Raw genomic sequence first — 23817 nt, 5'->3', positions numbered from 1 at the left:
TATACCGTGTACTCGAATCCACAAAAAACTCCAAGAGAAAAGATTAGGTGATTAACACTCTTTTCTCTTATTTGGTAGGGGCGAGGCCAATTTTGCTCCTACTTTTTTATTAATTAAAGTTAGCACAAATGAAATATCAGGTTGTTCTCCAACACAGTGAAGAAGACTGCGGCGCTGCTTGTCTGGCCACGGTTTCTAAACATTACGGACGGGTTTTTGCCCTCAACCGCACACGCGAAGCAGTTGGCACAGGGTATCGGGGAACCACGCTACTAGGTTTGAGCCGAGGTGCAGAAGCCTTGGGATTTAATACCCGCATTGCCAAAGCTACTTCTGAATTTATAGACTCTTTAGATCAAGCGCCCCTACCCGCCATCATCCACTGGAAAGGCTACCACTGGGTGATTTTATACGGGAAAAAGGGGAAAAATTTTGTGATTGCTGACCCTGCTATTGGTGTGCGATATTTGACGTACTCTGAGTTAATGGAAGGTTGGAGCAATGGTGTCATACTCCTGTTGATCCCAGATGAGACCCGCTTTTATCAACAAGCAGAAGATAAAATTGCTGGCTTCGGGCGTTATGTAGCGCGAGTTTGGCCCTATCGTTTACTCATCATTCAGGCTATAGCAATCAATTTTGCGATTGGATTGCTTTCGCTTACCTCACCGTTTATGATGCAACTGCTCACCGATGATGTGTTGGTGAGGGGAGATACCCAATTGTTAACGACGGTAGCGATTGGGGTGATGATTATGAATTTAATTAAAAGTGTAATTGGTTTGGTGCAGTCTCACCTGATCGGTCATTTTGGTCAACGACTGCAATTTGGGTTAATTCTGGAATACGGGCGCAAACTGTTGCACTTGCCTCTATCCTACTTTGAAGGTCGCCGCAGTGGGGAAGTAGTTAGCCGTATTGCTGATGTAGATGATATTAATCAGCTAGTTAACCAAATTGTCCTCGGTTTACCCAGCGAATTTTTTGTCGCCTTGGTGTCCTTGGGCTTTATGCTGTTCTACAGTTGGCAACTTTCGATTGCTTGCATCTTAGCATTTGTGATCGTCACCATTGTTAACCTGTTTTTCTTCCCCGCCTTGCGTCGAAAAACCCGTAAGCACATTGTCTTAGGCACAGAAAACCAAGGATTTCTTGTAGAAACATTTCGCGGGGTTCAGGTATTAAAAACTACCTCTGCTTCGCCCCAAGCTTGGCAAGAATATCAACGGAATTATGGACGCTTGGCTAACCTCAGCTGGGGAATGATGAAACTGGAACTCTACAGCAGTACTATCACAGGTGTTCTTTCCCATCTGACTACTATTACCCTACTTTGGGTAGGTAGCTACTTTGTAATTAATCACACTTTATCAATTGGACAATTGCTGGCATTTAACGGCATGAGTGGCAACTTTCTCGGCTTTTTGAGTTCGGTAATTGGGTTAGCCGATGAGTTTATAGCTGCCCAAATTGTCATCCAACGCTTAACAGAAGTCATTGATGCCACACCCGAAGATGAAAATGACTTTAAAAAGCCTTGGGCAAAAATATTAGGTAATGCAGATATTATTTGTAATCAACTTAACTTTCATCATTCGGGAAGAATTGACCTATTGCAAGATTTTTCTCTGACTATCCCTGGCGGTAAAGTAGTTGCCCTTATTGGTAAATCTGGCTGTGGTAAAAGCACCCTTGCCAAACTCATTGCTGGGTTATATTCTGTGCAATCAGGCAATATTCAGTATAGCTTCTATAATCAACAAGACCTTTCTTTAGAATGTCTGCGACAGCAGGTAGTGTTAGTACCGCAAGAAGCTCACTTCTGGAGTCGTTCAATAATTGATAATTTTAACTTTAGCTATCCCAATATTAGTTTTGAAGAAATTGTCCGAGCTTGCCAAATTACTGGCGCTCATGAGTTTATTAGTCAGTTACCCGATAAATATCAAACTGTTTTAGGGGAGTATGGCGCGAATCTTTCTGGTGGGCAAAAGCAAAGACTAGCTATAGCCAGAGCAATAGTCACAGACCCACCCATACTAATTTTAGATGAATCTACAGGCGCTCTTGACCCAGTGAGCGAAGCAGAAGTATTAGAAAGATTACTATCCCATCGTCAGAGCAAAACCACAATTATGATTAGCCACCGTCCCAAAGTTATCCAGCGGGCTGATTGGATTGTATTGCTAGAACAAGGACGCTTAAAAATCCAAGGTACACCAGAAGAACTGCGTCAAATTAAAGGTGAGCATTTAGATTTTATTGACGAGTTTATTCCTAGCAATAATGGGTTTAATTCTTCTTTAGTAGTTCATAATTAATCATTTTCATTTCATTGATAATTGCACAAGATGCTAATAATTTTGAATTGTGAATTTAACTTATGTTAAGTAATACTAACCCAGATTTTTTACCTTCAGTTCAAGAAAACGAATTTATTCCACCAATTAGTCGTTGGACAACCTTTGGCGGGTTATTTATTCTCTTTGTTTTAATACTAACAATTCCAGTTGCTGCTGTCGCTAGATATAAAGTAACTGTCAAAGGACAAGCTGTTGTTCGTCCTGCTGGAGAATTGCGAATAGTGCAGGCGGCGACAGAAGGTCAAGTAATGCAAATTTACATCAAAAAAGAAAATCAAGTTGTTAAAAAAGGAGATATTATTGCCACTATTGACGATTCCCGCCTACAAACTAAAAACAGCCAATTACAAACTAATATTCAGCAAGCTAAATTACAACTGGCGCAAATTAACGCTCAGATTAATGCCCTCAATAGCCAAATTAGAGCAGAAAGCGATCGCATCAACCGTACTATTGCTTCTGCTGAAGCTGATTTGGTAGGCCGCGATCGCGCTTATCAAGAAAAAAAAGTTACTACTGTTACGGAATTCCAGGAAGCTGATGCCAACGTCAAAATTGCCCTGGAAGAATTACATACAGGCGAAGCAGAGTTTAAAGCGGCACAATCAAACTTAGGCGCTACTGAGGCAACATTAGGAGCAGCGATGTCGAAGCGGAACCGATATGAAGCTGTAGCCAAAGAAGGAGCGCTTTCCAAAGACCAATTTGAAGAAGCGCAACTAAATGTCAAACAGCAAGAACAAGCAGTACAGGCACAAAAAGCAACAGTCGAAGCCCGAAAACAAACAGTAGAACGTCTCAAACAAGCAGTAGAAGCTGCCATAGCCAGACGACAAGGTATCCGTGTCGCTCTCAATCCCAGCAATGCAGAAGTAACAATCGCTACTGAACGTATTGCTCAAGAAAAAGCCTCTGGGGAAGCTAACAAAGCTAACCTAGAAAAAGAACGTCAAGCTTTAATTAACCAACAAATTGAAATTCAAAAACAGCTACAGCGGGACACTAGGGAACTTAAACAAATACAAATTGAAATTCAAGAAACTACTATTAAAGCTACCGCTGATGGTATTATTTCTAAGCTCAATCTCAGAAACCCCGGTCAAACAGTACGTCCAGGAGAAGAAGTGGTACAAATTGTCCCCAGTAGCGCTCCTGTGGTCGTGAAGGCAGCGATAGAATCTCAAGATAAAAGTAAAGTAAAAATCGGTCAAAAAGTGCAAATGCGAGTGGGAGCTTGTCCTTACCCTGATTACGGCACTCTCAATGGTAAAGTGAAAGCGATTTCTCCAGATGCGACTGTCCGTCAAAATAATCAGGATGGAACAGCTACAACTAACACCAGTCCAAAAGCAACCGCTATTGGTGCTTTCTATGAGGTAACAATTGAACCAGAAACTCTTTCTTTAGGTTACAGACAAAAGAAATGCCAAATCCAATTGGGTATGGATGGCAGAGTTGATATTATTTCCCGTGAAGAGAGTGTACTGCAATTCTTTCTCCGCAAGGCCAGGTTGATTGCAGATTTGTGATTTCCATTCGGTTAGAAAGCGTCTTTTCTTTTGAGGATAGCTAACTTTTATACCAATTATCCAAAATTATCTTGTGAAATCTGGCTTTCTTAATTTTGAATTTTGAATGAGTGAATTTTGAATTGGTATTACTTATCTGCCCAGTACATTTGAAAATACTGACGATACAAATTGCAGCGAGGCATTACCTTATTGCTAGAAAGGTTTATTAATCCCATACTATTTAACTGATAAGCCAGGATGGGTTCTAATGGTACAGGACTTTTAGCAATTACCACTTTTTTAAAAGCCTCTTCTAGTTCTGGTAAAGAGTGCAAATATAACCAGTGTTCTCGCAAATGATGAGCGTAAATTCCGGCTTCTGTTGTCGCCTCAGCTAAAAGTTGGCCAAGAGTAATATGTGGATTAATTTTGAGGTGAGCAAACGCTACTTCCAACAGATAAGGATGGCCTCCTACAAGTTCCATAAGTTGCTCAACCATCTGTGAATTTATCTCTAGTTCATGCTGTTGAGCAAATTTGAATACCTGCTCGCTGGTAAATTCCGACAACTCAATAGGCAAGCCGACGTTAAATGGAGATTGATTGATATTTAATCGGATATATACATCTGTAGAATGAACGATTATCAACCGTAAATTTTTCCAAATCTTCCGACTTCTCGCCTTTTCATACCAAGAGCGTAATAAGCCAAAAAAGTCTTCATAAATGTGAGGATAAGGAAAAAGTAAATCCACATCATCCAAGCATAAAACTAGAGGAGCATTTGATTGAACTAATAAATACTCTTCAAAGTAAGTTGTACAGCTAACCTTTGCTCCCATCCCTTCTTCATCCCAGTATTCATCTAATTCATTTGCTATCCTTAGCTCTCGACTCAGATAAATACAAAACCAACGTAAAAATTTATTTAAGTTAGTCAAATGTATGTTGCGTTCTGCTAGTTCAAAGCTTAAATTAACAGTTCGATAATTTTGTTGTGCTACTTCAGCAAGAACTCTAGCCACAAGATATGTTTTACCCATCAGTTTGGGAGCTTTAATCCTAATGAGAGAACCAGGCTGTAAAAGTGACTCATAACAAATATACTCCATGGGAGGGCGGTCTATATAAATATCGGGGGTAAGAGTCTGGAGATTTTCTTGATGAGTTAGATGCTGAATTTTTTTCTCATGTTTTACTAAATTATTAACTGAATTTAATCTTGTTGGAGATGTATTATCTTGATGGTTAGCAATATTTTCTGTAACGCGTAGACTTTGGTCTGACACTAATTGCTTTTCCCAACACCTTTTTAGCGTTTCTTTAAAGTTACTTTTTTTGACCTTTTCTCCCAGCGATTCTGTTAATAATTTCCAAAGCCTGGGAGCAACATCTTGACTGATGTAACTAGTAGCATATTGATTTTTGGCTGCTATTTCGTCATATTCTTGCCTTTCCCATGCTCCTTTGAGAATAATAATTTCCACGTCTGTGAGATTTCTCTGAAATCTTATATAAGTCAATTGATTGGCGATTTCTAATGCTTCATTGATAGTAAAATTCATCATGATTAAACCTCAACTTTAAGTTACCTTCATGATGCTACTCAAATGATTGTAATTAATTTTTAGTCACTCACTCCGTTCTCACCGTCAAAACCTGCGGCGGCGTAGAATCTGGAGGATACAAAAAATCTACCTGTACTTGTCGCTTCTCACCCCCTAACATTTTCAAAGTTACCAACGGTTCACCCGTTTGTCCCCGGCGTTGTACCAAATGCACATAGCGCGTCTTTTCCCCACCATTGTCATCGGTGTAATGTACCCTCACTGTACCGCGAAAGAATATTTGTTCCACCCGTGGCTTTAAAAACAATAATCTATCTGTTCCTCCTTCATCTTTCACAGGTGTCTGCATTGATACTGTTACAGTCTGAGTTTGATTGCTGGAATTTTGTAGCGGCAAAGTCAGATTGTATTCTACACCGTAGTTACTGTGAGCAAAGTAAGCTGTATCTGGATATCGTTTCAGCATAGGCGCACTCTGAATTTGCCCAGTGCTGAGGGTAATTAAATGTACAGTACCCAAAGGATAAGAAAAGGCTTTTCCTGGCTGCGGTATCGTCAACTGCGATACATTTGGATTATCTGTCAGATTTGCTTGCCATTGTGTCCCTTGAGAGACACCAGCAACGCGGCTAAACACCGTCGGTTCTCTGGGAGGGTCGAGAGGGGTAGGAATGGGATCGCGCTTTCCTGCTAGACTGCTTGTATCTAGCAGCTTTTGCCACTCAGCTAGGGTGGGGGAAAGATTACTATTTTTCGCTAAATTTGCTAAATAAACTGGGCCACTGCTCGCTAAACGCATCATTGTAGTGCGACCATTAGAAGAGGGAGCCTGTACAGGGATGGGTAAATTAGCTAATATTTGAGTTTCTCCTGGTTCTATCACCAGCTTTTCGGGAAAACTCTCTTGCCTATTCCCCCGCAACACATCATTCATTGTTCTGCTGCCAGGCCCAGAGTAAACTGTACTTTGGGGATTGTCTACTACATCAGGTAAAGCAATAAACGGTGCTTCCCTAGAGAGATAGCTAGCGGCTTGCAATACTTGCAATGTGATTGGTTCATTCCCTGGATTGTGAACAATTATTCCCTGATGAACGGTGCGGCTTTGGGCTGATGTTTCTGCCCTGACGATATGATGGGCAAATAAATCAAATCTGCCTTGAAAGGGATAATTCAGGTGTGCTTCCTTAACTTGTTTGCCATCTGGGGGGAAGGTTGACAGTAAAATTCCTTCGGTGGTTACCAATTCGGGACTGTTGCTGTTAAAGGTGGGGATAGTATCGAGTTTTCCGGGTAAAGGGCGGACTTCTTGCGGATGTACTTCCACTCCAGCTATATATTGTGGGGGTACTGTATAGATATTTAACGCCCGACACACCAATGCTGCTACTTCGCCTCTGGTGGCGCTTTGTTGGGGCTTTAGTTGTTTGGCTTGGGGATAGTTGACGACAATACTATTAATAGTTGCAGATGCTATGGAACTCTGTGCATAGTTGGGAATTTGTGCCGCATCGTTAAAATATTGTTGTAATGTCTGCGTTGGGCTAGGCAGAGGACTATAATTTTTCGCACCAGCGACAACACCGATGATTTGGGCGCGGGGAATAGCTTGGTTAGGTTGAAAAACTCCCCCTGGATAACCAGAAAAAAATCCTTTTTGATAAGCAGTAGCAATTGCTTTGGATGCCCAATAATTACTAAGCACATCTTTAAATGTAGTAGCAGTACGCTTCACTGGTGCATCAGGAAAAGCATTCAACATTAATACTGCTGCTTCTGCACGTGTTACCGTTGCATTGGGGCGAAAACTACCATCAGGATAGCCTGTAATTAATTTACGTTCTCCTAGTCTTTGGACACAATCTTTTGCCCAATAGCTTTGAATATCAGAAAAGGCGAGAGTGACGGGGCTTGATAGGGTGAAAAGCGAAGCGATCGCTACTGAAGTATTTCTGAGAAGCATTAATAGAGTTTAGTATAAACTAAAGCTATTAAAGCATTTCGTGAGGAATTGATCAGAGAAACGAACCACGAAGTACACAAAGGACACAAAGAAAAGAGGGTTTTAAAGAGATTTTGCATAAATTCTGTTTTAATTCTTTCCTTCGCGGACTTCGCGTCCTACCCTGCGGGAAGCCGCTCCGCGTCTATGCGGTTCGTTTCTCTTAATCACCAATCTCGTTGAACCTCAACAACTTCTGTATATTCAAACTCATTGGGACTTTGCCTCACCAAAGGATATCTTTCCTCACCCAACTCAATATAATCCTGTTCACAATCTGGTTTTGAAGAGTAGTAAGTTAGCACATATTCTCTACCAATTCTGTCTGCCATTTCCTCCTCGACTTCACCGCGCCACTGAGTTTTAGTCACTAACACAATCAACTGATTAGCTAATTTAGGAATTGTCCTAGCAATGCGTCGCCGAGAAATTTCATCCAAACTACCAAAGGGCGAATCCATAACTATAGGAAAGGTGCTGCTGTCTGGTAACATCAGCATTTCCCGCTTTTCACTCCATTCGCGTACTCTGTCAATGATGCTGGCAATAAAAGATAAACTGAGAATTTGATTTTCGCCAGTAGAAGCTGCAACTGGTGCTTCTATACCAGCTGTAGTTTCTACCAATGTCAGTTCATATTTATCGCTGATTTTAGGAATATAAGGAGTAAACGATATTTCCATAAATATCTCTTGTACCCGCTTTTCCAGTTGCAGGCGAAACTGCTTTTCTTGGCGATTTCTCACTTCTGTTAATCGTTCAATGGCATCTTGGGTAGCATTAATCCGGCGTTGTGCTAAGGCTTGCCGTTCTTCATTCAATTTTTGTTTGGCAATTTGTTTACCCAAGGCTTCAATTTCAGTTGTGAAGTGAGCAATTTGCTGTTGATTTGCACCTTGTTCTCTATTTAATTCATCAACTTTATTTTCAATTTCGTCTAAGCGTTTTTGTAAGCTACTGATTTCTTCGTTGGCATCTTTACGTAAACGTTCTTGAATATTATCTAATTCACTTTCAATTTGGGATATGCTTTGCCTTAACTGATTAATTCTGGCTTGTTCTCTGTCAACCTCTTCCCAAAATGCTGTAGCTTGCTTATCAATTTCATCTACTTGGGCACTCATGCGAATCGCAGTCTCTTCCACCGCTGAGGAACCTGCTTTATCTAACCAAATTTTTACGTGTTCGTGGGAATGACTACCTGCGTGTAATTCTGCACCACAAATACAGCGCTGAGTTTTCAGTAAATCATTGACAAATTCCCGCGATATTCCTGAAGTTAATTCGCCTCGCTGCTTCAAATCATTCATAATATTCCGAAACTGGGCTGTAGTTTCGGACAGCAAAACTGTATAACCCCGTGCGGAAATAATTTTCTTTAATGCTTCTCTAGTTTTCTTATACTCTTCCTTATTCGCTTCTTTTTGCGATTCTAAATTTTGACATCTTTCCTGCAATTGTTTAGCAGCGCTAAGTTCTCGTAAGCGATTACTTGTCTCTTTTTTAAAAGTTTGCTGATATTCTAACTCTTGTTGAATTTCTGTTTCTCGTTTGGTGATACTCTCAATCTCTCGTTCTATCTTCTCTTGCTGTCGCAAAAGCTGTTTGATTTCGGAATCGCCAATGGCTTTTAACTCATTTTCTAGACTTTTTTTGGCTTCTCCCAAGTGTCTAATAGAACGGTTGATTACTTCCACACCCAAGAAAATTTTTGTGGCTTCGGCAATTTCGGCTTTCTTATCAGAACGGACTATCTCTTCAATCCGCTCTCCATCAAAGAAGAAATATTGATGTAAACTAGCAGGTAAAATTTGATTGATAATATCTTCTGGTTGCTGGGGTGGAAAATACCATTTACCATCATCCCCACCTACCCACATGGTTAACTGAGTTTTACCAGCTTCAAAATCAGTTTCGTTTTTGTAAACCCGACAGGCGCGTTTAACTCGGTAGCGTTTGCCTTCATGTTCCCAGCCAATTTCTACCCAACATTCTACAGCTTGCTTGTTTTTAGCTTCGGCGATCGCCCGCTTATTAACTAGTTGCTCTCCTGATGCAAAAGCTGCACTAAACTTTTCATATAATACCCATGTAAACGCATTGAGTAAACTGGTTTTTCCTGAGCCATTATTGCCATGAATAATCGTCGTGTTGAGAACATCTCCCCCAGAAAGGATTATTTCTGGTGTCACACCATAAAATGAGCGAAAGTTGCACAGCTTGATTGAAGTCAGCTTCATCGCACTTCTTCCTTGACAATATCCAAAATTTCATCATTGATGTGACTGTTAATTCTCTTATCTAGCCTGCCTTTTTCCAACTTCCATACCCGCTCAATAATTTGGCGCACTTCCGGTGGAGCGTTGGTAATTGGCTCCTGAACGTCATCAATATTTTGTTCTTGTGACATCTCAGTTTTAAATACGTTATTTTATTTATTTTAACCGTATTTGTTGTTGCTATTACATCCGTAAAGCCACTGCCAGTCTTATCTTTAATTTTCTATAAATTGTTGCAGAAAATTTTAGATTTATTTTGAGGTGTTTTGTTGATATGCTGTAAGTATATACAATAATGGTATGTTGCTGCATTTAAAATTTTTAGCAATCTTCCATTATTTTTATCTCTACCTGTTACTATTTTTCCACATCAGTTGCCTCATTCTTCATGATTAAAAAAAATTCACAAAAAGAAATAATAAGAGATTTTAAACCACCGATGAACGCCGATAAAGGGAGATGTTTTATCGGCGATTTACACTCAAATATCTAATAGCCCATACCGCTTTTGTAAAGCGAGTAACTTCATCCTCGCTTCACCAGCGTTGTCAGCTAAATCAGCAAATTCCACAAAGCGCCGCAATTCTTTTTTTAATAAATTGCGCTCAACTTCTATGGTTTCCCTGTCTAAGTCCGGCGGCAGAACAATCATATCGTAGATGGTGGCGCGTTCCTTTCCAGGGTGAGGACGCAAAACTCGCCCCCGCCGCTGGATAAACTGACGAGGATTACCAGAACTTGATAAAATCACCGCAGTTTGAATTGCTGGGATATCGACTCCCTCATCTAAACAGCGAATTGCTACCAATCCTTGCAATTCTCCACTTTCAAATTGACGGCGTAAAACCTCTCTTTCTTGTAAAGAAGTGTGTGCGGTGTAGGTGCTTACCCGATATCCCAATTCCACCCCAAGAATTTTAGCGACGGCTTTAAGTTGACGCAGAGATGAACGTTGTCCCGCCTCTTGCGAACCATCACTGCAATAGAAAAGCGTGTGAGTAGTTTCGCGGCGAGTTGTCATTAATTCGCGCAAAGCAGTTAATTTGTTTTCTGCTGCGCCAATTAATCTTGCACGTTGCATCAATAACGGCTTTAAATCTTCGTTGTCTTCAAAATCTCCCGCTTGTCCATTTTCACGTTCTCGGTACAGTAGCGATCGCCCAATTCTTCTAGTTAGTTTTAAATAGGCAATACTTTCAGCTTCAGTTAATTCCACCAGAATCGGATAATACAAATAATGTACCAACGCACCTTGAGCGATCGCATCCCTCAAAGTAAATTCTGGTTGGAGAACTGGGCCAAAATAATCAAACAAAGATTGAGTGCCATAATCATCAAAGTACCTTTCTGGTGTGGCAGACAAAGCCAGTCGCAACCCTACACGGCGTGGTAAACTTTCTTCCAATTTCGGTGCGCCCAAGTTATGTGCTTCATCGCCGATAATTAAAGTTCTGTCAGGAAAATATTTCAGTTGTGACTGCAACCCATCTCCAATTAATGTGGAGTTGGTTGTAATTATCGTGACAAATTTTTGAGAACCAGAACGCAGATTGTAAATTTGGGTAGAAAGTTGACTTTGCCAAGTGCGTAAATTCTCGAAGGCTAGAATCGGCTGTAAGTTAAATTTTTCGCATTCTCGCGCCCATTGGGTAACCAGATGACGATAGGGACACACCACCAACAAAACTTGTAACTTTATCTGCTGATATAATTCACAAGCGATCGCCAGTGCTGTAATAGTCTTACCACTACCAGTAGCCATTTTGAGCGTACCTCTGCCGTTGTTAGCAAACCAGCTAGTAATAGCTTGTCGCTGATACTGCCGTAATTGCAGAGATTGCGGCATTCTTGGGCATCCTGGTAATGGTTGCTGAGTCTGATAACTGCCCTTACTTTCCCCTACTAATGGCAATCGTAGACGGAAAGAGGGCAGTTGCTGCACTGGATTTAGCGTCAGGTACATAAAATGTTAGTAACGAAGGTGGTGATTAACCCTGATCATTAGTCATTAGTCATTGGTCATTGGTTATTTTTTCCCAATCCCCAGTCCCCAGCCCCCAATCCCCCGCCTCTAGTTATAATCACGCCAAACAGCAATTAAAGAACCTTGCACCTGTACATGGATAGCAGGAACTTCAATCGGATTGTACTTAGAATTTGCTGGTTTGAGGGTAACGCGATCGCCACTGCGATAAAAGCGCTTTAATGTAGTACCGTGTCCTTCAACTCTGGCGGCAACGATAGTGCCATTTTTGAGATGATTTGGTTCTGCTACAGGACGCAGAAATACCAAATCGCCATCAGCAATTAAATCTTCAATCATACTGTCGCCAGCTACCCGCAAAGCATAGGTTTGGGGAGGTAACGAGAAATTAGAAGCATCTAAATGATCTACAGCATCGGTAAAAGGTTCTATTAAACCTCCAGCAGCAATTGTGCCTAAAATTGGTACACCAGATGCTACTGGACGTAAAACTCGAATTGTCCGCGCTTTACCTTCAGTCCATTCAATGTATCCTTTAGTGCGTAAATGTTCTAAACGACTTTGAATTGGTGCTGGCGATTTCAGATTCATTGCTTGCATCATTTGCCGAATTGAAGGCGAATGCTGATGCGTTCGGATATATTCTGCCAGCCATTCATAAAGTTCTTGTTGAGCTTCCGTTAAACGTTCCATAATTTTGTTGGGAAGTATATACAAATGTCCCTAGAACATTAGTACTACAAAAAATCCCTTATAAGCAAGGTAAAAGTAACAATAATAAAAGGCAAAAGAACAAAGAATTATATTTCTTTTGCCTTTTTAGTAGAGATTTTTTGCTTTTAACCTTTTATTGCGCCCCTAAGATGCTAGCAAGCAAAGCCTTTTGAGCGTGCATTCGATTTTCAGCCTGATCCCAAACTCGTGATTGGGAACCTTCAATAACTGCCTCGGTGATTTCTTCACCACGATGGGCTGGTAAGCAGTGTAAAACAATCGCCTGTGGGTCGGCAAGGCTTAATAGCTGTTCAGAAATTTGGTAAGCCTGGAAAATAGGCAAGCGATCGTCTGCTTCTGCTTCTTGCCCCATACTAGCCCAAACATCAGTATAAAGAACAGCAGCTTCCTTTGCTGCTAATTCTGGGTCATGAGTGAGGAGAACTTCAGTTTGATTATTGGCGAGCGATCGCGCTTGTTCTACTATCTTAGGGTCTGGCTCATAGCCTTCAGGAGTAGCGATTCTGACATTCATTCCTGCCAAAGCACAACCCAACATTAAAGAATTGGCAACATTATTACCATCACCTACATAAGTTAAAGTTAACCCATTGAGGCTACCAAAGCATTCTTGAATCGTCATTAAATCGGCTAATACCTGACAAGGATGTTCTGCATCGGTAAGCGCATTAATTACAGGAATCTTGGCATAGTTAGCAAAAGTTTCTAACTCTTGTTGGGCAAAAGTGCGAATTGCTAAAACATCTAGATATCGATCCAACACCCGTGCTGTATCTTGCACCGGTTCCCCGCGACTTACTTGGGTGACATTAGGGTTGAGATCAATTACCTGTCCACCTAGTTGGTACATCGCCACAGTAAAACTTACTCGCGTGCGAGTTGAAGCTTTAGAGAACAACAATCCCAATACTTTATTACTTTGCAACTTGAGCTTTTGCGATTTGAGTTGAGTTGCCAATTGCAGAAGTTCTTGAAGTTCAGTGGAACTAAGGTCTGCCAGACTTAATAAATCTCGTCCGTTCAACGCTACCATGCTTGTGATCTGTAAAGAACCAGTGATGTTTTTCTATGCCTTTAGCCAGCCCTATGAAAAAATATCGCCTTAAAACTTTACCAGATATTTTCGTGTCTAGGCCAGGATTTGAGTTGGTTTGTGTTTTGAATATTAATTTATCAATATTAGGGGACTGGGGACTAGGGACTAGGGGACAAGGAGGACAAGGGGACAAGGGGGAAGAACTATGAATAACTCTTGCTCCTTGTCTCCCCATCCCCCATGCTCCTTGTCTTCTTCACCCAATGCCCCATGCCCCATGCCCAATTCCTAATATTTTTTCATTAAGACTAGACAACTAGCTTGTTTGTGCTATAATTAGAAATCGGTTAGTGTTTAGAGAGATAAAAGCCAAACGCCAGCATAGCACAGTGGTAGTGCATCCGACTTGTAATCGGAAGGTCGTCGGTTCAAATCCGACTGCTGGCTTTTGTTGTACAGTGACTAATTATTTGTCGTCGGTGACAAATTGTTGTCGTTGAAGACAAATTAATGTCGCTAAAACTAGATAAGCCTTTGTAGGGAAGTAGTGACAAATTAATGTCATCTAATATAGAATCCATGAGTTATGTAGGCTTTACTCTATATGATATCAAGCCAGCAGTCGGATTTGCTTTCAACCCACCCAAACAAGAAAATTTATTATTTTATCCGAAATACTTGGGACTATTAAATTATTAAACGTTCTAAAGTTCTTCAAAATTGTTGCTATACCAGTTCTCTACTTAATAGGAGAAACGCTTCCATAGAAAACCACGAGCATCAGGAATAGCTTATAAAATTTTAACCGTCTAATTGCTGCAAGGATACTTGCAAGAACTGTGATTCACTTTGTGGACTTGCATATAGTATCTTTCAAACTTCCCAGTGTTGAGAGAAAAGTTGCAACCTAAAATTCTGCATAAACACATTTAGAAGACAGCTTTCAACTCTCCCATTGCTGGGAGGACGGTTGCAACAGAATTAAACGATGAAATGAGGGGGAAATAATAACTTTCAACCCTCCCATTGCTGAGAGGACGGTTGCAACTCAACGTGAGCATTTGTAATATCGCTATAAAAACGTTCTTTCAACCCTCCCATTGCTGAGAGGACGGTTGCAACTTGCGATCACTCATGCTAAATCGCTCAAAGATGACTTTCAACCCTCCCATTGCTGAGAGGACGGTTGCAACAGGAATAACTTTAACTTGGGAGCAAACAAATGAAGCTTTCAACCCTCCCATTGCTGAGAGGACGGTTGCAACCTGATGGCAGCATTTTAGGCTACTCCGGTATCTCGGTACTTTCAACCCTCCCATTGCTGAGAGGACGGTTGCAACGAAGGCATTAACTGTTTAAGTCTAGATACTGAAATATTCTTTCAACCCTCCCATTGCTGAGAGGACGGTTGCAACGCAGGTGTAGAGTCTAACTGGGAAGACACTCTAAAAGCTTTCAACCCTCCCATTGCTGAGAGGACGGTTGCAACAACATCAACGCCGTCCTTTGTACCCGGTTCTTGCTTCTTTCAACCCTCCCATTGCTGAGAGGACGGTTGCAACTACCAAGCTTGGCTGATAGACTTTCACTATCCTCGTTGCAACAACATCAACGCCGTCCTTTGTACCCGGTTCTTGCTTCCTTTCAACCCTCCCATTGCTGAGAGGACGGTTGCCCCAATGTTGACCGTTGCTTTAACCGCTGAATCGCGTTCTTGCTTCCTTTCAACCCTCCCATTGCTGAGAGGACGGTTGCTCTTGCAGCATGGACAACACCCCCGATCTGGTTGATCCTTTCAACCCTCCCATTGCTGAGAGGACGGTTGCAACTGTCATCTCAAACCTTTGTATATAAAGGTTTTCAGAACTGACTTGCGCCAACCTACTCTAAAATCCTCCCAGGATGTAATTTTTGAATTGTCTACAAAAGAAATTTATGACTAAATTCCTTATAGCATAAGGTTTTCAGAATTTGCACGAACCTAAAGTAGAATTTTGACCTCTCTAGAGTGCGTCAAATAAAGAATTGGGGAGGGTTCCCCCTTGGTCGGGGGTGATTGAGTAGCCACTACAGCAGTACATCCGCGCCCTTATTGCTGGGAGCGCACCTATCCTGTCTATTGACAGCAGCATCAGGGTGAGCAGCTACCAGGGTCAGAAAGCAAGACTGTATTGCTACAGTCAAACTAACCCTCATTTAACACAGTTCAGAGGCTGCAAGCAGCATGAACTGCGGCGCTATTGATTATTTTATTGTCAAGGTTCAGATATTTGTCAACGTCACCTAGCTAGGCGGTTATGGTAGGCAGAAAGTGCTAATTCCTTTGCTTTATCCTGGGGACTGCCGCGAATAGGTTGTTTTCCCTCTTCAACCATGATTCCTACCTGAGCAGCTTTACTTTGAATGCTTTGAATTAATCTGCCGTAGCTCCAGGAATGAATATTAACTCGATACTGTTTGGCATATTTTTGCTGGATTTCTACATAGCCAGGACATTTTGCTTCGGCTATAGCTTGAATTTCACTTTCTTGGTAAGTGTCAAATAATTTATTAGATAAGCTTCGGTCAGGATCAGAAGCGGATGATTTTTTGGATTTCTTAGTCTTTCTTCTTTTAGTTAAAGGAGCATTAGAGTCAGATTCTGGTGTAGCCATTGCCAAAATCTCAGTAGCTTTGGTACGAATTGCCTCTAAGCTAGAACCGCTAATTTCTACTAATTCAGCATCGCTGTTAAGCATTTCTAACCAGCGTATCTTGCCATCTAGCTGTTGCTGTAGACGTTTCTGAATCTTTAACCAAGATTTGTAGATGTAATCTACAACATGAATTGCTGATAGATAGAATCGGCTGGGCTGACCTGCAAAGCTAGGGTCAGCTTTCAGGGGTTGGCAAAGTTGGTAAACAACAGTTGACGGCAGTTTGCCCTTTTTTCGCCATTTTTCAAAATCTGGATGTTTACTAAGCTGCTGAAGCAGTTCGTTAATTAGCGGTGTGTTCAATTCTGCCATTAACTTCCAGAGCTTTTGGCGGGTAGATTCACTGGCAATTAGGCGACATTGGATAGCAATTTTGCTCATAAAAATAAAATATCACAAAAACACATAATGTTATACAAAGCAATAATGTGTTTTAAAAGAGGCTTCTATAGGATGTTTCTTATGGAAGGAAAGTTCTACACAAGCACAGAAGCAGCAGAAGTTACTCATTGCTCTCGCCGCCAGTTGCAGTATTGGCGAGAGAAGGGAGTTATAGTACCTACAGTTAACACTAGTGGCAAAGGTCGTAATGTTTACTACTCTAAAGCTGACCTACTGGTATTAACAGTAATGGAACAGTTATTATCAATCGGTTTAAATTTTGAAGTTTGTCATGCACCTTTGGAGACACTGCGCGAATAGGAAACTTGATTATTTGATGAGTCTGTTCCTGAAGAAAAGATGAAGCGGCTAATGTTATTACCCACGCGATCGCATGAACAACCTTTGCAACTGGCAGAGTTTGACAAGCAAGTGGCGCTAGAAGCACTTTGTCAGGGACAAACTGTGATCTCTCCCTTGACTTGGTAGGCGGAAAAGGTTGGTTGGCGTAGTCAATTTAATCATTCATACCCTCCGAGGGTATAATTCAGTGGAAATAGAATATCCTGGAAGTACATCATGTGCTGATAAATATCGATTTTTTAGTGAAAGGGCTTCTGTACTATAAATTCTCATGGATCAAAATTTTTATACAAGTACGGAGGCAGCTAAAATAACCAATTGCTCGCGCCGCCAATTGCAATATTGGCGAGAACAAGGTGTTGTAGTCCCAACCGTAAATACCACAGGGAAGGGCAAAAATGTTTACTATTCGCAGACTGACTTACTAGCGCTGATTTTGATACGTTATGTACTATCTCTTGGGCTGAGTTTTGAAGTCTGCCAACAAACTTTAAAAATGTTGAGGCAGCAGGAGGCATGGATTTTTGAAGAGCCTCCTAAGAAAGAGAAAAGTTTTTTAATAATACTGGATTCCACTTATTCAGAAAATATACCAAGATTGGAAAATTTTGACCCTCAATTAGTATGGGAATCAGTTAATAAGGACACTTGTATTGCTACTATTCGGAGTTCTCGCATTCACGAGCTATTGCACCAAAACCTCAAACGTTTTGCTGAGTAATAGCAGCAATATCACGCTACATAAGGATGCTGTTGCCGCTGTCATCCTACCCAACAAAATCCTGACAGGATTCAAAACTTAAACTTTTGCCCATTGCCTTTCCAATTAGCGTCAGCAAATTATTTGCTCGCATCTGGAAGAACGCTTCAAAGTCATCTCGCCGCAAAGTCTTTGGAGAGATAGCGTGTGATCGCAATATTTCATCCATTCTTCTAGCTGATGTCCCAGAATGTTCAAACTCCTCTAAATAGACAGAAGGTGCCTTACTACCAATCTTTTTGTTTGTTTTGGCGCTTAAAGGTGTGCGGTTAATCAAGCAGTTATACTTTTTGGGGTCAATGCCTAGCTTGCGACACCAAGCCACTGGGAAAATGTGGTGCGAATCTATTTGTTCTTCAAAATAAATCACATCATTGATTTCTTCCCCGGTACACCAATCAATAGCCCCCTCACGTCGTAGTAAAGCAGCTAAACCCTGATACACTGCGCCGTAACGCTTTCTAACGCTAACCAACCTGTCAAAAGAAAAATCCGCTTGCACAATGGTGAGTGGTAGTGAACCACCTGCTAACCATTCTGGTACTTCTATAACGTCTCTCCCGGCTCGTGCCTCGTACCAGCGTGTATATACTTCACCAAACATCCCACACCATAACCAGCGTTCCAGCATAGAACGTACTTGAACCGAACGGGAACGTTCTCCCAGAACAGTAAAAATGGCACTGAGGATGACTAATTGAATCGGGTAAGCTAAATCATCTGCATCAAAGATTTTTTGACTGCGAAGGAAGCGAGCAGACTCTTCAAATCCTCTAGTAATTGGGTCAGCCCATTTTTGATATTCTTCTTTGGTGAGTTTTAGCACTTCCGCGCGATCGCAAGCAACGCCAGGTAATTTATCAATATTCCAGCCTTGCTTTAAAGCTTCTACCCTTTTCGCGTAACCAGCCATCAACGTAACGGCTTGTACAAAATCAGTACTGCGGAGCTTACGCAATACTTTTAAGGATTGGAAGCGGTTTTCGCGCTGCTTCCAATCATCTCTGAGACTGAAGTCAGCAGTGCAATAGCTAGAACTCATTAAATCGAAGTAGTTGAGGTCACATCCAGAAGTGTTTGTATCTTCAAAGACTTGGCAAACGGCTTCTTTCGGCAAGGAGTCACGCAGTTGGATGACAGGTATTTGATAATGCTCGAATTTCTTGAGAACTTCCAGTTCTAAAGTGTCAATTAGTTCCAATTTTTGGGGATCGTATTGCCAATACTTAGAGAATTTACTACGCCATTCAGAAAAAAAGAAAACTTTGGATAAAGGAAATAATAGTGCCTGATATTCTTTTTCTGGAGTGGAACAGTCAATCAGACCACCCGTGAAGGTGCGCGCAATTTTTGATTCAGGTAAGGCGATGATCGCATTACGGCGATCACATTCTGGATTGAGGCATTTTTCAATATCCAGGTAGTACCACTTTTTAATAATTTTCTGGCTTTTTTGGTCTTTGATGATTACAGGTTGCCCAGATAACAACATCATAAACATAGTTGTCAGGCGTTGCTGTCCATCAAGGATTAATAAGTTTGGCGCATGATTTTCTGGTTTTAATACCCCATCAACTAGGCGGGGTTTGAATTGTCGGCTTTGAATGCTTTGTTGGAGCATCATAACTGCGCCAATGGGGTAAGCAAGAGATATGCTGACAAGTAAACGACGCACATGGGTATCATCCCAAACCCAATCTCTTTGAAAATCTGGAAGTTGGATGCGTCCAGTTTTAATATCTTTGAGGACATCAAGAAGAAAATACTTAGTGATGTCAAAAGTAGAGATTGAATTCATTTGGTGTTCTGCCATTTTTTTCATCAAGAAAGATGCGACTTTTCGTCATAGTTAGTATCTATGTACCTCAGCCTAAAATTCCCCTCCTGTTAACAGCAAGGGGTTTTTGGGGCAATTGGTCGTGAGTCGCGATCGCTTCCTTCGGCTTATTCTTGAGGAAAGTCTGGAGGTAAAGTCACAATTCCTCTTGCTATAAGCTGTCTAAATTGGTTGATCAGGTCTGCTTGCCGTAATATGCGGGTAATGTATTTAGGCCGCCGACGAAAGTCCGTTCCCCAGTCCTTAACGGTTTTTGGGCTAGTACCTGTAACTTGCGCGATCGCATTAATGCAGGCTTTTCGATAATTGCGGCCTGGTTCCTGACTTACCCAACGGCGACAATACTCCGTCGGTTCCAGGGGCAACTGACGGAGTATATCAATTCGATCATTATTCTGATGGGAGGTTCTCCCAGTCTGCATCTTCGGTCTTGGTGAGTCAGATTAAGCCAGCAGAGGTAGGGAGTATTAGGAAATGCCAGTGAGCTAACCTGTTACCCTCATCAATCCTGTGCTTGCTGAACCCAAGTTAAAAAATATCTGCTCATAGTACAAGTATTTTACTCACGAATCACGACTAAATTATTTTTGAGGATAATCAGGAGGTAAGACTATTTTTCTAATTTGGTTAAGCATATCTGCCATGCGTAGTATATGGACTACATAGTTAGGTCGCCTCTCAAAGTTTTGTCCCCAATTCCCTATAGTCCTTTCACTTAGCCCGGTTGCTTCAGCTAGGGCAGCAATACAGGCTTTTCTGTATCCTCGCTCATCCGAGGACATTTCAACCCATCGTTGGCAGTATTCCAAAGGCTCCAAAGGCAAGTCACTGAGCGCATCGATTCTATATTGAGTGGTCTGGGGATTGCTGTCTATTACCTGGTTTATTCTTAACTGCAAAATTACTCACGAATCGTGACTATCTTCAAAATATTATGAGTCACGATGTGTGTAGAAAGCAGTGCGATGCCTGCGGCGGGCTGCGCCAACGCATTCATCAACAATTAAGAGACAATCTCAAAAGCTTTAGTAACTAATTTGACGTTGAATATATAGGCTCGGTGGTTGGCACGTACCAAAATGCTATGTTCATACTTAACAATAGGCAAGGATGGAGCGTAGAATTATACTACGCATCCTCTTGACTAAAAGCCGACCCTTTTATGCCAGAAGCAATTGACAAGAAATCTTTGAGTGAACGTGATATCTGTACAAAGTTTATTACACCTGCTCTGACTAATCGGGGATGGGATATCAATACTCAGATTCGAGAGGAAGTAACGCTGACAAAAGGTAGGGTGATTGTTAGGGGTAAGCTTGCTAGTCGAGGTCAGCAAAAACGCGCTGATTATGTGCTGTATTACAAACCTGGTGTACCACTGGCTGTGATTGAAGCTAAAGATAATAATCACAGTGTTAGCGCGGGAATGCAACAGGCGATCGCAACTGGTGAATTAATTGATGTACCGTTCATCTTTAGCTCGAATGGCGACGCTTTTATGATGTGCGATCGCACTATTACCGAGGGACAGCGAGAACGGGAAATCCCCCTTGACCAGTTCCCGACACCGGACGAACTTTGGCAAAAATATTGCGATTGGAAGGGAATTGACTCGCAGATTCAGCCGATTGTTGCTCAAGATTACTATCCTAGCCCTGATAAAAAACAGCCACGCTATTATCAACAGATTGCCATTAATCGGACAATTGAGGCGATCGCCAAAGGACAAAACCGCATTCTCTTAGTGATGGCGACAGGTACAGGTAAGACTTTTACAGCTTTTCAAATTATTTGGCGGTTGTGGAAGTCGGGGACGAAAAAGCGTATCCTATTTTTGGCAGACCGCAATATTTTAGTTGATCAAACTAGAGTCAATGACTTTAAACCCTTTGGCTCAAGAATGACCAAAATTAAGCAGCGACAGGTAGATAAATCTTATGAAATCTATCTCTCGCTGTATCAGTCGGTAACGGGAAATGAAGAGGCGAAAAATATTTATCGTCAATTTTCACCAGATTTTTTTGACTTAATTATTATAGATGAGTGTCATCGGGGAAGCGCAGATGAGGATTCGGCTTGGCGAGAGATTTTGGAATATTTTAGCAGTGCAACCCAGATTGGTTTGACAGCTACTCCAAGGGAAACAGAAGAAGTTTCTAATAGTCTTTATTTTGGCGATTCAATTTTTACCTATTCGCTCAAACAGGGGATTGAAGATGGCTTTTTAGCTCCCTATAAAGTAATTCGCATTGACTTCGATCAAGATTTGAGTGGATGGAAACCGAAGCCAGGACAAAGGGATAAATATGGTAAGGAAATTCCCGACCAAGTATTTAATCAGCGAGATTTTGATAGAACTCTCGTGTTAGAGAAGCGTACCGAGTTAGTGGCGCGGATTATTTCTGATTATCTTAAATCAAGCGATCGCTTTGCCAAAACTATCGTTTTTTGTGAGACGACTGACCACGCAGAACGGATGCGGGTAGCATTGGTGAATGAGAATGCTGATTTGGTGGCGGAGAATAACCGCTACATTATGCGAATTACTGGGGATGATACTCAGGGTAAGGCAGAATTAGATAATTTCATCGACCCGGAAAGTAAATATCCCACGATTGTGACTACCTCTGAGTTATTGACAACTGGCGTTGATGCTAAAACTTGCAAGTTGATTGTTTTAGACCAGCGCATCCTATCCATGACTAAATTTAAGCAAATTGTTGGTCGCGGAACTCGCATTGATGAAGACTACGGCAAAATGTTCTTCACCATTATCGATTTTAAAAAAGCGACACAGTTATTTGCCGATCCTGATTTTGATGGTGAACCTGTACAAATTTATCAACCCAAACCAGATGACCCAATTAATCCGCCTGATAATGGGGATAATGAGCAAGTCATAGATGATGGTGAAATTAGCCGCAAGCAAAAGCGAGAAAAGTATGTAGTTGCGGATGAAGAGGTAGCGGTTGCTTTTATTCGAGAGCAATACCACAGCAAGGACGGTAAGCTGATTACGGAATCGATAAAAGACTATACTCGCAAAACCGTTAGTCAGGAGTACGCTTCATTAGATGCTTTCTTGAAGAAATGGCAATCTACAAAGCAGAAGCAGGCTATTATCCAAGAGTTACAAGAACTGGGTGTGCCTTTGGAAGCGTTAGAAAAAGAGATTGGTAAGGATTTTGACCCCTTAGATTTGATTTGTCATGTTGTCTTTGACCAACCGCCGCTAACACGGAAAGAAAGGGCGAACAATGTCCGCAAGCGTAACTACTTTAGCAAGTATGGCGAACAAGCCAGAACGGTTTTAAATGCTTTGTTGGATAAATATGCTGATGAGGGAATTGAAGATATTGAAAGTTTGGATGTGTTGAAAGTTAAACCAATCAGCGATTTAGGCACTCCGTTAGAGATAATTAGTATTTTTGGTGGTAAGCAAGGTTATTTACAGGCTTTGTCTGTTCTCAAGCAAGAACTATATCGAGTATCTTGACTTGCTGGAATAGGATATGATTTCTCTTCTAGGTTAATCGTGCCAATCGGCGATCGCACTCATTTATTATTATGTCCATCAGCACTACAATTAAGACTATTCAAGATATCATGCGGAAGGATGCGGGCGTTGATGGTGACGCGCAACGCATTAACCAGTTAGTTTGGATGATATTCCTCAAGGTTTTTGATGCCCGTGAAGAAGAATATGAACTGTTAGAAGATAATTATAAATCTCCGATTCCTGAAGGATTGCGTTGGCGGAATTGGGCAGCAGATTCTGAAGGTATCACGGGAGATGGTTTGCTAGATTTTGTAGATAATGCTTTATTTAAAACCCTCAAAGAACTGAGAACTACGGCAACTGATGCCCGTGGGCAGATGATTGGTAAGGTGTTTGAGGATGCCTACAACTATATGAAAAATGGCACTCTCATCCGCCAAGTAATTAATAAGCTCAATGAAGTTGATTTTAATAAAAAAGACCAGAAAAAACAGTTCAGCGAAATTTACGAGAAAATTCTCAAAGATTTGCAGAGCGCAGGAAACGCCGGAGAATATTATACTCCCCGTGCGGTGACAAAGTTTATTGTAGATAGAATTAAGCCGCAATTAGGGGAAATTGTATTTGACCCTGCTTGCGGGACAGGTGGCTTTTTAACCGCAGCTATTGATTACATTCGCCAACATTTTCAAAGTGCTGATGTTCCAGAAATTCTGCAACGGACAATTCGCGGAACTGAGAAAAAGCCGTGGGAGCATCCAGTTTTGGAAGATTTACCATTTCTGAGAAAATGTAGAAGGAAA

At 41.4% G+C, this 23817-nt stretch carries 18 protein-coding genes, 1 tRNA gene and 1 CRISPR repeat array; of the genes, 8 read left to right on the top strand and 11 right to left on the bottom strand.

Translation table 11 applies throughout. The features are described 5' to 3' along the window. Positions 1-128 precede the first annotated feature (128 nt). Together AC5JL8_RS33300 and AC5JL8_RS33295 are read left to right on the top strand one after the other, a co-directional pair. Positions 129-2321 (top strand): peptidase domain-containing ABC transporter, encoded by a 2193-nt coding sequence (locus AC5JL8_RS33300; protein WP_495883966.1) that lies wholly within the window; start codon positions 129-131, stop codon positions 2319-2321. A gap of 62 nt (positions 2322-2383) precedes the next feature. Further along, positions 2384-3892 carry an HlyD family secretion protein gene (locus tag AC5JL8_RS33295; protein ID WP_495883965.1) on the top strand — a complete coding sequence of 503 codons (1509 nt, stop codon included), beginning with the start codon at positions 2384-2386 and terminating at the stop codon, positions 3890-3892. 128 nt (positions 3893-4020) lie between these two features. Here AC5JL8_RS33295 and AC5JL8_RS33290 read toward each other — a convergent pair whose 3' ends face one another. From AC5JL8_RS33290 to argF, 7 genes are all read right to left on the bottom strand, one after another. Beyond that, positions 4021-5439, bottom strand: a complete 1419-nt coding sequence (locus AC5JL8_RS33290) for an AAA-like domain-containing protein (protein WP_495884242.1) — start codon at positions 5437-5439, stop codon at positions 4021-4023. A 70-nt stretch (positions 5440-5509) separates the two neighbouring features. After that, positions 5510-7405: a DUF3370 family protein gene (locus tag AC5JL8_RS33285; protein WP_495883964.1), complete on the bottom strand. Its 1896-nt coding sequence runs from the start codon at positions 7403-7405 to the stop codon at positions 5510-5512. 206 nt (positions 7406-7611) lie between these two features. After that, positions 7612-9684 (bottom strand): AAA family ATPase, encoded by a 2073-nt coding sequence (locus tag AC5JL8_RS33280; RefSeq protein WP_495883963.1) that lies wholly within the window; start codon positions 9682-9684, stop codon positions 7612-7614. Continuing rightward, positions 9681-9854: a hypothetical protein gene (locus tag AC5JL8_RS33275; protein WP_495883962.1), complete on the bottom strand. Its 174-nt coding sequence runs from the start codon at positions 9852-9854 to the stop codon at positions 9681-9683. Before AC5JL8_RS33275 ends, AC5JL8_RS33280 begins: the two co-directional genes overlap by 4 nt. A gap of 350 nt (positions 9855-10204) precedes the next feature. Then, positions 10205-11686 (bottom strand): DNA phosphorothioation system restriction enzyme, encoded by a 1482-nt coding sequence (locus AC5JL8_RS33270; RefSeq protein WP_495883961.1) that lies wholly within the window; start codon positions 11684-11686, stop codon positions 10205-10207. Positions 11687-11794: 108 nt separating this feature from the next. Beyond that, positions 11795-12400 carry a transcriptional repressor LexA gene (lexA, locus tag AC5JL8_RS33265; RefSeq protein WP_495883960.1) on the bottom strand — a complete coding sequence of 202 codons (606 nt, stop codon included), beginning with the start codon at positions 12398-12400 and terminating at the stop codon, positions 11795-11797. Positions 12401-12554: 154 nt separating this feature from the next. After that, a complete protein-coding gene (gene argF / locus AC5JL8_RS33260; protein WP_495883959.1) occupies positions 12555-13475 on the bottom strand; it encodes an ornithine carbamoyltransferase in 921 nt (306 codons plus the stop codon). A gap of 378 nt (positions 13476-13853) precedes the next feature. On the opposite strand from argF, the gene AC5JL8_RS33255 reads away from it, so the two are divergent. Further along, positions 13854-13925 (top strand) — tRNA-Thr (locus AC5JL8_RS33255). A gap of 423 nt (positions 13926-14348) precedes the next feature. Continuing rightward, positions 14349-15307: direct repeats of the CRISPR family, unit length 37 nt; unit sequence CTTTCAACCCTCCCATTGCTGAGAGGACGGTTGCAAC. A gap of 450 nt (positions 15308-15757) precedes the next feature. On the opposite strand, the gene cas12k is transcribed toward AC5JL8_RS33255, so the two are convergent. Next, on the bottom strand, positions 15758-16555 hold the full coding sequence (cas12k, locus tag AC5JL8_RS33250; RefSeq protein ID WP_495883958.1) for a type V CRISPR-associated protein Cas12k: 798 nt from the start codon (positions 16553-16555) through the stop codon (positions 15758-15760). A gap of 81 nt (positions 16556-16636) precedes the next feature. Here cas12k and AC5JL8_RS33245 point away from each other — a divergent pair, with 81 nt between their 5' ends. From AC5JL8_RS33245 to AC5JL8_RS33235, 3 genes are all read left to right on the top strand, one after another. Continuing rightward, positions 16637-16876: a MerR family transcriptional regulator gene (locus AC5JL8_RS33245; RefSeq protein ID WP_495883957.1), complete on the top strand. Its 240-nt coding sequence runs from the start codon at positions 16637-16639 to the stop codon at positions 16874-16876. Positions 16877-16915: 39 nt separating this feature from the next. After that, on the top strand, positions 16916-17044 hold the full coding sequence (locus AC5JL8_RS33240) for a hypothetical protein (protein WP_495883956.1): 129 nt from the start codon (positions 16916-16918) through the stop codon (positions 17042-17044). 145 nt (positions 17045-17189) lie between these two features. Continuing rightward, positions 17190-17639: a MerR family transcriptional regulator gene (locus tag AC5JL8_RS33235; RefSeq protein ID WP_495883955.1), complete on the top strand. Its 450-nt coding sequence runs from the start codon at positions 17190-17192 to the stop codon at positions 17637-17639. A gap of 46 nt (positions 17640-17685) precedes the next feature. Here AC5JL8_RS33235 and AC5JL8_RS33230 read toward each other — a convergent pair whose 3' ends face one another. The 3 genes from AC5JL8_RS33230 to AC5JL8_RS33220 all read right to left on the bottom strand — a co-directional run bounded on the left by AC5JL8_RS33230 (position 17686) and on the right by AC5JL8_RS33220 (position 20414). Then, positions 17686-19476, bottom strand: coding sequence for a GmrSD restriction endonuclease domain-containing protein (locus AC5JL8_RS33230; RefSeq protein WP_495883954.1), 1791 nt, complete (start codon positions 19474-19476; stop codon positions 17686-17688). A gap of 146 nt (positions 19477-19622) precedes the next feature. Beyond that, positions 19623-19937, bottom strand: coding sequence for a hypothetical protein (locus AC5JL8_RS33225; protein WP_495883953.1), 315 nt, complete (start codon positions 19935-19937; stop codon positions 19623-19625). Positions 19938-20096: 159 nt separating this feature from the next. Continuing rightward, positions 20097-20414 carry a hypothetical protein gene (locus tag AC5JL8_RS33220; protein WP_495883952.1) on the bottom strand — a complete coding sequence of 106 codons (318 nt, stop codon included), beginning with the start codon at positions 20412-20414 and terminating at the stop codon, positions 20097-20099. Between the two features lie 263 nt (positions 20415-20677). Between AC5JL8_RS33220 and hsdR the strand changes: the two genes are divergently transcribed. Then, entirely contained in the window at positions 20678-23011 is a 2334-nt protein-coding gene (gene hsdR, locus AC5JL8_RS33215; protein ID WP_495883951.1) for an EcoAI/FtnUII family type I restriction enzme subunit R, read from the top strand. Between the two features lie 71 nt (positions 23012-23082). Next, positions 23083-23817: type I restriction-modification system subunit M (locus tag AC5JL8_RS33210; protein WP_495883950.1), on the top strand; the 735-nt coding region annotated here is incomplete at its 3' end.

It is taken from the genome of Mojavia sp. (genome assembly GCF_059505145.1).
This window is presented reverse-complemented; position numbering and strand designations above follow the sequence as displayed.

What these genes read in the sequence shown, in the direction of transcription:
- AC5JL8_RS33300 (WP_495883966.1), top strand. Translation starts at nt 129, where the DNA reads ATGAAATATCAGGTTGTTCTCCAACACAGTGAAGAAGACTGCGGCGCT.
- AC5JL8_RS33295 (WP_495883965.1), top strand. Translation starts at nt 2,384, where the DNA reads ATGTTAAGTAATACTAACCCAGATTTTTTACCTTCAGTTCAAGAAAAC.
- AC5JL8_RS33290 (WP_495884242.1), bottom strand. Translation starts at nt 5,439, where the DNA reads ATGAATTTTACTATCAATGAAGCATTAGAAATCGCCAATCAATTGACT.
- AC5JL8_RS33285 (WP_495883964.1), bottom strand. Translation starts at nt 7,405, where the DNA reads ATGCTTCTCAGAAATACTTCAGTAGCGATCGCTTCGCTTTTCACCCTA.
- AC5JL8_RS33280 (WP_495883963.1), bottom strand. Translation starts at nt 9,684, where the DNA reads ATGAAGCTGACTTCAATCAAGCTGTGCAACTTTCGCTCATTTTATGGT.
- AC5JL8_RS33275 (WP_495883962.1), bottom strand. Translation starts at nt 9,854, where the DNA reads ATGTCACAAGAACAAAATATTGATGACGTTCAGGAGCCAATTACCAAC.
- AC5JL8_RS33270 (WP_495883961.1), bottom strand. Translation starts at nt 11,686, where the DNA reads ATGTACCTGACGCTAAATCCAGTGCAGCAACTGCCCTCTTTCCGTCTA.
- lexA (WP_495883960.1), bottom strand. Translation starts at nt 12,400, where the DNA reads ATGGAACGTTTAACGGAAGCTCAACAAGAACTTTATGAATGGCTGGCA.
- argF (WP_495883959.1), bottom strand. Translation starts at nt 13,475, where the DNA reads ATGGTAGCGTTGAACGGACGAGATTTATTAAGTCTGGCAGACCTTAGT.
- cas12k (WP_495883958.1), bottom strand. Translation starts at nt 16,555, where the DNA reads ATGAGCAAAATTGCTATCCAATGTCGCCTAATTGCCAGTGAATCTACC.
- AC5JL8_RS33245 (WP_495883957.1), top strand. Translation starts at nt 16,637, where the DNA reads ATGGAAGGAAAGTTCTACACAAGCACAGAAGCAGCAGAAGTTACTCAT.
- AC5JL8_RS33240 (WP_495883956.1), top strand. Translation starts at nt 16,916, where the DNA reads ATGAAGCGGCTAATGTTATTACCCACGCGATCGCATGAACAACCTTTG.
- AC5JL8_RS33235 (WP_495883955.1), top strand. Translation starts at nt 17,190, where the DNA reads ATGGATCAAAATTTTTATACAAGTACGGAGGCAGCTAAAATAACCAAT.
- AC5JL8_RS33230 (WP_495883954.1), bottom strand. Translation starts at nt 19,476, where the DNA reads ATGAATTCAATCTCTACTTTTGACATCACTAAGTATTTTCTTCTTGAT.
- AC5JL8_RS33225 (WP_495883953.1), bottom strand. Translation starts at nt 19,937, where the DNA reads ATGCAGACTGGGAGAACCTCCCATCAGAATAATGATCGAATTGATATA.
- hsdR (WP_495883951.1), top strand. Translation starts at nt 20,678, where the DNA reads ATGCCAGAAGCAATTGACAAGAAATCTTTGAGTGAACGTGATATCTGT.